The sequence below is a fragment of the Giesbergeria sp. genome (genome assembly GCF_028686475.1).
Classification (GTDB): Bacteria; Pseudomonadota; Gammaproteobacteria; order Burkholderiales; family Burkholderiaceae_C; genus Simplicispira.
In genome coordinates this window covers 1-7183 of sequence record NZ_JAQUCA010000044.1, presented here as the reverse complement: position 1 = coordinate 7183, position 7183 = coordinate 1, and the positions used below count along the sequence as shown (strand labels likewise).

Sequence of the window (7183 nt, the reverse complement as noted above, 5' to 3'; positions counted from 1 at the left end):
GCGTGAGGCCAGCACCACAGATTGATCAAGCATCGTTGGATTGCCAATCAACACCCATGTGACCACGGCGCTGCTATCTGCTAACCAAGGTTGACGGAAATTTCTGGGGTTCCGGCTTAGACCCCCTGTCAAAAAAGAAGCGTCGGAGAGTCGACGCGCCTATCTTACATGATAATAATTCTCATTTGCAATTTAATTGCAAAAAAAAATGAGTCTTGCTGGGCGATTATTGCAAAGACTCAATGGCTAGGCTGTAGGCTCGCAGCATGAGCCCGATTCCTACACAATCCAAGCGCCGTTAGGACAGCACCAACTACTTAGCAGTAGGTGTAATCAGGCATCAAGTGCGGTAGGCGGGTCTTTTTGAAGACGGCTTCCTAGTGACTGACGTGGGCCGAACTGCTTGAAAAGAGGAACAGACTACTGATCTAAGCCGGGCTTACTGCACTTGGTGCGGGCCCAGATACCAACCACTCAAACAGGGGAAGACATGAATTATCGTAAGACCCTCGTTGCATTCTTCCTTGGCCTTGCTCTCATCAGTACAGCTTGCAGCAAGAGGGTCGAAGTAACAATATTGCCAACGAAGTATGTGGTGGGCACCTCATCATTTGACATTGCAACGCCAGCTGTGGACGAGGTTGTAAAGCTCAAGCCTAGTGAAGTCCACATCCATGCATGCACCTCTACACCTCCCACACGCATTCTGCAGTTCAACACCGAACTAGATGCTCGGCAGAAGACAAACAAGACCATGTCTTTCACTGCACAGGGATGCTGACCCGGACGATAGTCAACTGGGGAGCGATCTAGGGCCTGTTAACACTACCGAAGGGCTTTTCGGCAAGTCTGCGCCCCTCTGGCCCATCAGGGGCCTGCCCTGTGGTCAGGCTCCAAGTCACAACGTCACGGTCGCTGGCAGCCATCAGGTGAAGTTTGGTGCTTCAACCGCCACGGCTCTTTCCGATGGATTGAGAGCCGTTTTTTTAGCGCTCCTGCGCCATTGGGATGGACTTTGATGATTGTTAAGTCCAAACTGATGGCCTGCATACGATGACGCTGCGTCAAGCGCAGCTTTTGCAAATGTTCGCATACTGCATCGAGCATGCCAGCCTTGGCCCAACGGCTCAGGCGGGTATAGTTGCTGTACCAATGCCCGTAATGCGTAGGCACTGCTCACCATTTACAGTCGCTGGCTGCCACATACAGGATGGCGTTGAGCGCATCGAGGTTGTGGATGCACACATTGCCCGCTTGACGTGGCAGTAACGGGGCGATTTGGTCAAATTGCTCGCGCGTCAGTTGCATAAGGAGGTAGTTTCGGAGCAATCCAGCTTTGGGTCAATTTGTGTTAACAGGCTCTAATTCATGACATCGGCAAGATTCGTGTGCCTGACGAACTGCTGTGCAAGCCTACCCGTCTGACGCAGGCGGAGTTCAATCTCATCAAGACCCATCCCGATGTAGGCTTCGATATCGTCAAGGGCATCCATTTCCCTTGGCCTGTAGCGACCATGATCCAACAATATCACGAACGCATGGATGGGTCAGGGTATCCGCAAGGACTCAAGGGCACGGACATCGTACTGGAAGCACGCATTCTAGCCGTTGCAGACACTGTCGAGGCCATGGCCTCGCACCGGCCCTACCGTCCGGGCTTGGGCATTGATGCTGCGCTGGCGGAAATAGAGCATAAAAACGGCCAGTGGTTCGATACCGAGGTGGTTCAAGCCTGTTTGCGCCTATTTCGCGAGCAGGGCTACCGTTTGGCCTGATGTGGAGCCCAACCTAACGCTGCCAGAAGGTAGCAACCGTTGTAAATCGTGCTGGCAAACACTGGAGGGATTCAAAATCCGCCAGTGTGAAATTTACACTGGGGTGGTAGTCCATCAGCTTTGAGTAAGCATTGACCGGGTGAACCTTCAATATCCCTACAGGTGCATAAGTCCATTGGATTGCGTATGATGAAAATTTGTCACTAGTAGCCCACCTGCCGATGCGGGCAGAGACTGTGTGAGGTACACCACATGCATGAAGTTGAGAAGTTTTTGTCCCTGTTTGAGCAGCAAGTCAATCTGAGCCTGTCCATCTTGGAAACGGTACCAATTCCATTATGGACTTCCCTACCCGCTGATGCCGACACGAACTATTTGGGTACGCGTATCCAAAAAATCACGGTGGATGCTTTGGTGCGGCACATGTGTCTGGCCGAGACCGGTTGGATTGAAAAGTTACCTTTGTTGGTCGAGGGTGCGGCTATGCCTCCACCGTTGGGAAGTACACGTCTGGAGCGGATTGCCCCTGGCGCTGAATTGGTGGCAGCTTACCGGAATTTTCTCGCGCACAATCTGCAAGCGGTGGCCGCGTTAAGCCTAGACGAACTGGCCAAGACGTTCACGTTCGTTGGTCGGCGCTACACGGTGCAGGGCTTTTTGTGGGCCATTTATGGCCACCACTGCTACCACTTCGGCCAAGCCGACTTATTGTTGCGCCAACAAGGTTTCTTACCGGGCGAGTTTTTGGAGTACGCCCAGACCGAAGCCATCATTGTGTGAGTCTGGTATTTGCTGCTTGAATAACCTAGCCGTTGTTGGATGTCCATCAAGACTGTGATCAACCTAAGCTGGAGGAGATCCAGGCTATTCACCCGCGAGCAACTGCTGGCCTTGAGCTGTGATCACTTATCAAGGCTACCTGTTTGCCAAGCCGATGCTATTCGTGGCATTTGAGCGGTATGTAAGTAGTTTGGTGGTGGGATTGGTACGAGAAAAACGCATTCAATTTTCTAACAATCCCAACTCTATGCCGCGCTGCTACATATGCCAGTACGCTGTTACTTGATTCAAAAAGATTCCCAGCTGTCTTCACTATCTTTCGGCACACTGGCGATTTGTTGTGCAGGCGTTGCTGTCCGTGGGGTGGATACCTTTTTCACTCCACTGGTGGCCGCTAGTTTGCTGGGCGTGACTGAGGCGGGAGCACCTGAAGCGTTATTCTGCGCAGCGAGTTGGAACACCGCCACTGCCTGAACCAATTGCTGTGCCTGCGAGCGCAAGCTGTTCGCTGCCGCGGCCATCTCCTCTACCAGGGGTCGCTGTAGAAAACGGAATTTAAAGCACGCTAAGCTGGGAAAGTCCTTGGAAGCGGGCGCAGCGGTCTGAACTTGCCTTCGCCGATCTTGGTGTTGCTGCGCCAAACGTAATCGCCCGTCAGGTGGATGTGCTCCCAGCCCAAGGGGGACAGGTATTGCAGTAGCGAGGTGTCCACAGCAAGCTCATGGGCCTGCAACGCGGCGATGGCTCGCTCTAGGTAGACTGTGTTCCACAACACGATAGCTGCAGTCACCAGATTTAGCCCGCTGGCCCGGTAGCGCTGCTGCTCGAAACTGCGGTCACGGATTTCACCCAGTCTGTTGAAGAAGACGGCCCTAGCCAGCGCGTTGCGCGCCTCGCCCTTGTTCAGACCGGCATTGACCCGACGGCGTAGCTCCACACTTTGCAGCCAGTCCAAGATGAACAACGTCCGCTCAATGCGCCCCAGCTCACGTAGGGCGACGGCCAAACCGTTCTGACGTGGGTAGCTGCCCAGCTTTCGCAGCATCAGCGAGGCAGTCACCGTGCCCTGCTTGATGGACGTGGCCAGCCGTAGGATTTCATCCCAATGGGCACGAATCTGCTTGATCTTCAGCCGCTCACTGCTGAGCATCGGTTTGAGACCTTCATAAGCGGTGTCCCCAGGTGGGGCAAACAGCTTGGTTTCGCCCAAGTCACGGATGCGCGGCGCAAAGCGAAAGCCGACGAAGGGCATCAAGCCAAAGACATGATCGGTGAAGCCCGCCGTGTCGGTATAGTGCTCCTCGATCCGTAAATCCGACTCGTGGTACAGCAAGCCATCAAGCACATAGGTCGAATCGCGCACACCGACGTTGACCACCTTGGTACTGAATGGCGCGTACTGGTCGGAGATGTGGGTGTAGAACGTCCGTCCAGGCTCGGAGCCATATTTTGGGTTGACGTGCCCGGTGCTTTGCGCCTTGCTACCGGTGCGGAAGTTCTGGCCGTCCGATGAAGACGTGGTGCCGTCACCCCAATGCTTGGCCAACGGTTGCCGGAACTGGGCATTCACCAGGTTGGCCAGTGCTGCGTTGTGGGTTTCGTCCCGAATGTGCCAGGCCTGCAGCCATGCCAGCTTGGTATATGTGGTGCCGGGGCAGGATTCCGCCATTTTGGACAAGCCTAGGTTGATTCCGTCAGCCAGAATGGCTGTCATCAACAGGATTTTGTCCTTGGCCAGATCGCCAGTTTTGAGGTGGGTGAAGTGGTTGGTAAAGCCCGTCCACCCATCCACCTCCATCAGCAGCTCTGTAATCTTGACGTGGGGCAGCAAGGCAGCCGATTGGTCGATCAGCGACTGGGCTTCATCGGGTACTGCTGCATCCAAGGGAGTGATTTTTAAGCCCGAGGCCGTGGTGATGATCGCGTCCGGCAGCTCGTTAGCCAGCGCCATGAGGTTGGTTTGGGCCAACTGCGATTCCAGCAGTGTCAGACGTTCCCGCAGATACTGGTCACAATCGGTGGGGACAGCCAGCGGCAAGGCATTGGCCAGTTGCATAGCGGTGAACTTCTCAGACGGCACCAGGTACTCGTCGAAGTCCTTGAACTGCCGAGAACCCTGCACCCACACATCGCCCGAGCGCAGTTTGTTTTTCAGCTCCGACAGGGCGCACAACTCATAGAAGCGCCGGTCGAAACCCGCCTCAGTTTTCACCAGTCGTGCCCAACGCGGCGTGATAAATTTGCTGGGAGCGTCCGTGGGCACCTGTTTGGCGTTGCTGGCATTCATCAAGCACAAGGCCTCAATGGCGTCCAGCACGTCCTTGGCGGCGGGCGCTGCCCGCAACTTGAGCACTTCTAGGAACGGCGGCGCGTACCGCCGCAAGGTGGCATAACCATCGCCGATGCGGTACAGAAAGTCAAAGCTCGCTGGTCGGGCCAGCACCTGTGCCTCACTGACGCTTTCTGTGAAGTCTTCCCAAGACAAGACTGATTCGATGGCGGCGAATGGGTCTGCGCCAGATTTCTTGGCCTCAATCAGCGCCAAACCGATTCGACCATACAGGCGCACTTTGTCATTGATGGCTTTGCCCGACGCTTGGAACTGCTGTGCATGCTTGTGCTTGGCTGTGTTGAACAGCTTGCCAATGATGTGGTCGTGCAGGTCGATGATTTCATCAATGACCGTAGCCATGCCCTCAAGGGCGAGTGCCACCAAAGTGGCATAGCGCCGCCGTGGTTCGAACTTGGCCAGGTCAAAGGCCCGCATCTGCCCACCCTCGCGGGCAATCTTGAGCAGGCGGTTTTGGTGTACGGCCTGCTCGATACCAGCAGGCAAGTCCAGTGCTTGCCATGCCTTTAGCCGCTCAATGTGCTCCAGCATGTAGCGTGAATTGGGCTTTTTGGGAGATAGGCGCAACCAAGCCAGCTTGGTGGTCTTGCCGCCTTCTTTATGGGTGAGCAGTTCATCCAGGCGCTGGCGGTGGGCACGGATCAGTGGGTCTGACAGCGCCGCATGGATGTGTTTATTGGCACGGGTGATGGCTTCGGCACAAATGCGCTCGATGACATCCACGGTTGGCAGCAAGATACCTTTGCTGCGCAGGGAATCGGCCAAGGTATGAGCCAACGCAATGGCCTTGTCGGTTTGCAAGGCCAGTTCGTTCAGGCTGTGGACTGCAGCCCGATAGTGGCTCAATGTGGTGAATGTGCGCAACCCCAGAACAGCTTGCAACTCGACAAGATGCTCACGGCGTGTTTGTTCGCGTTGCCCATAGTCGGCCCAGTTTTCGTCCGGCACGTTGATTTGGCTGGACACCATGCGCAGCAGCGAAGGTGCAGGCACCGCATCAACGGCCAGCAAGATGCCGGGGTAGCGCATATAGCAAAGCAAAACCGCAAAGCCCAATCGGTTTTGGGCACCCCGATGCTGTCGGATGAGCGCCAAATCCGCTTCATTGAAGGTGTACAGGCGTATCAGCTCATCACCAGCAGTGGGAATGGCCAGTAGGCCATCGCGCTCGGTGGCAGACAAGATCGAACGGCGGGGCATATGGTTTCCTTCTTCATAAAACGTCCGTTTTTCTTGCGACTCACGAAAGCACCCCAGCGTAATAGAATTTCCGCAAGAAAACCCAACGTAAAAATCAAAACAAGGTTGTAATGGCGAAATTAACTTTTCTTGTGCATTGAGGTTCCACCAATGTTGATCGGGTACGTGCGAGTTTCCAAAAGTGACGGTAGCCAGAGCTTGGCACCGCAGCAAGATGCACTATTGGCCGCTGGTGTTGATTCAGATCGGATCTACCAAGACTTGGCTTCCGGGCGCAAGGATGAACGGCCAGGACTTTTGGCCTGCCTCAAGGCTTTGCAACCAGGTAACACGCTGGTGGTGTGGAAGCTTGACCGCCTAGGCCGTGATCTGAAGCACTTGGTGACCACCGTGGACGAATTGCGGGCGCGTGGGGTGGGCCTCAAGGTACTGGCCGGTGCTGGTGCGCAAATTGACACCACTACCGCCAATGGACGGCTGTTTTTTGGCATCTTTGCTGCACTGGCTGAGTTTGAGCGGGAATTGATCGTCGAGCGCACTCATGCTGGATTGAAGGCTGCTAGGGCGCGCGGGCGTTATGGTGGAAGGCCTCGCAAGATGAACCGCGCCACCTTGTTGATGGCTATGTCAGCTATGGCCGATCCCTTGGCTAATGCAAGAGAAGTGGCCCAACGCCTGGGTATCACTACCACCACGCTATACGCCTATGTCAATGGCGATGGAACCCCAAAGCAAGCAGCTCAAGCTGTGTTGCACCAGGGGTGACGGAATTTTTGGGGGTCTTGGGTTCAACTCTCAGTACCAAGATCGGCGCTGGCATGCCATTGCGACCGCCTCCATGAGTTTCATCGGCTTAGCGTGCTTTAAATTCCGTTTTCTACAGCGACCCCCATTTGCGTGAAGCGGTTGAGCAAAGCGACGCGCACTTGCAGCTCCACCACCTGACGCTCGAACGTGCGCGCCATCACCCGCTCGCCCAAGCGTTTAAAGCAGTGCATCTTAGTCTCGACCAGGCTGCGCCGGTGGTAGCCGCTCCATTTCTTCCATAGCCCACGACCGAAACGTTGGCAGGCTTTGA

Annotated in this window: 6 protein-coding genes and 1 pseudogene; 4 read left to right on the top strand and 3 right to left on the bottom strand. The window is 55.2% G+C overall.

Annotated features, from left to right (window positions below; translation table 11 throughout):
- Positions 1-490 precede the first annotated feature (490 nt).
- The gene (locus PHX60_RS15540) at positions 491-781 is read left to right on the top strand and encodes a hypothetical protein (protein ID WP_300079602.1); all 291 of its coding nucleotides are present in this window, start codon (positions 491-493) and stop codon (positions 779-781) included.
- Positions 782-1176: 395 nt separating this feature from the next.
- On the opposite strand, the gene PHX60_RS15535 is transcribed toward PHX60_RS15540, so the two are convergent.
- Positions 1177-1308, bottom strand: coding sequence for a hypothetical protein (locus PHX60_RS15535; protein ID WP_300079600.1), 132 nt, complete (start codon positions 1306-1308; stop codon positions 1177-1179).
- A gap of 56 nt (positions 1309-1364) precedes the next feature.
- On the opposite strand from PHX60_RS15535, the gene PHX60_RS15530 reads away from it, so the two are divergent.
- Both PHX60_RS15530 and PHX60_RS15525 read left to right on the top strand, forming a co-directional pair.
- The gene (locus PHX60_RS15530) at positions 1365-1775 is read left to right on the top strand and encodes an HD domain-containing phosphohydrolase (RefSeq protein ID WP_300079609.1); all 411 of its coding nucleotides are present in this window, start codon (positions 1365-1367) and stop codon (positions 1773-1775) included.
- Positions 1776-2027: 252 nt separating this feature from the next.
- Entirely contained in the window at positions 2028-2555 is a 528-nt protein-coding gene (locus PHX60_RS15525; protein WP_300079598.1) for a DinB family protein, read from the top strand.
- Between the two features lie 565 nt (positions 2556-3120).
- On the opposite strand, the gene PHX60_RS15520 is transcribed toward PHX60_RS15525, so the two are convergent.
- Positions 3121-6105, bottom strand: a complete 2985-nt coding sequence (locus PHX60_RS15520) for a Tn3 family transposase (RefSeq protein ID WP_300079606.1) — start codon at positions 6103-6105, stop codon at positions 3121-3123.
- A gap of 150 nt (positions 6106-6255) precedes the next feature.
- Here PHX60_RS15520 and PHX60_RS15515 point away from each other — a divergent pair, with 150 nt between their 5' ends.
- The gene (locus PHX60_RS15515; protein WP_300079604.1) at positions 6256-6870 is read left to right on the top strand and encodes a recombinase family protein; all 615 of its coding nucleotides are present in this window, start codon (positions 6256-6258) and stop codon (positions 6868-6870) included.
- 98 nt (positions 6871-6968) lie between these two features.
- Here the strand turns inward: PHX60_RS15515 and PHX60_RS15510 are convergent.
- Positions 6969-7183 (bottom strand): annotated as a pseudogene (locus PHX60_RS15510) (IS5/IS1182 family transposase); the annotation flags it as partial.

Coding starts and splice junctions, on each gene's coding strand:
- PHX60_RS15520 (WP_300079606.1), bottom strand. CDS start 6,105: ATGCCCCGCCGTTCGATCTTGTCTGCCACCGAGCGCGATGGCCTACTG.
- PHX60_RS15535 (WP_300079600.1), bottom strand. CDS start 1,308: ATGCAACTGACGCGCGAGCAATTTGACCAAATCGCCCCGTTACTGCCA.
- PHX60_RS15540 (WP_300079602.1), top strand. CDS start 491: ATGAATTATCGTAAGACCCTCGTTGCATTCTTCCTTGGCCTTGCTCTC.
- PHX60_RS15515 (WP_300079604.1), top strand. CDS start 6,256: ATGTTGATCGGGTACGTGCGAGTTTCCAAAAGTGACGGTAGCCAGAGC.
- PHX60_RS15525 (WP_300079598.1), top strand. CDS start 2,028: ATGCATGAAGTTGAGAAGTTTTTGTCCCTGTTTGAGCAGCAAGTCAAT.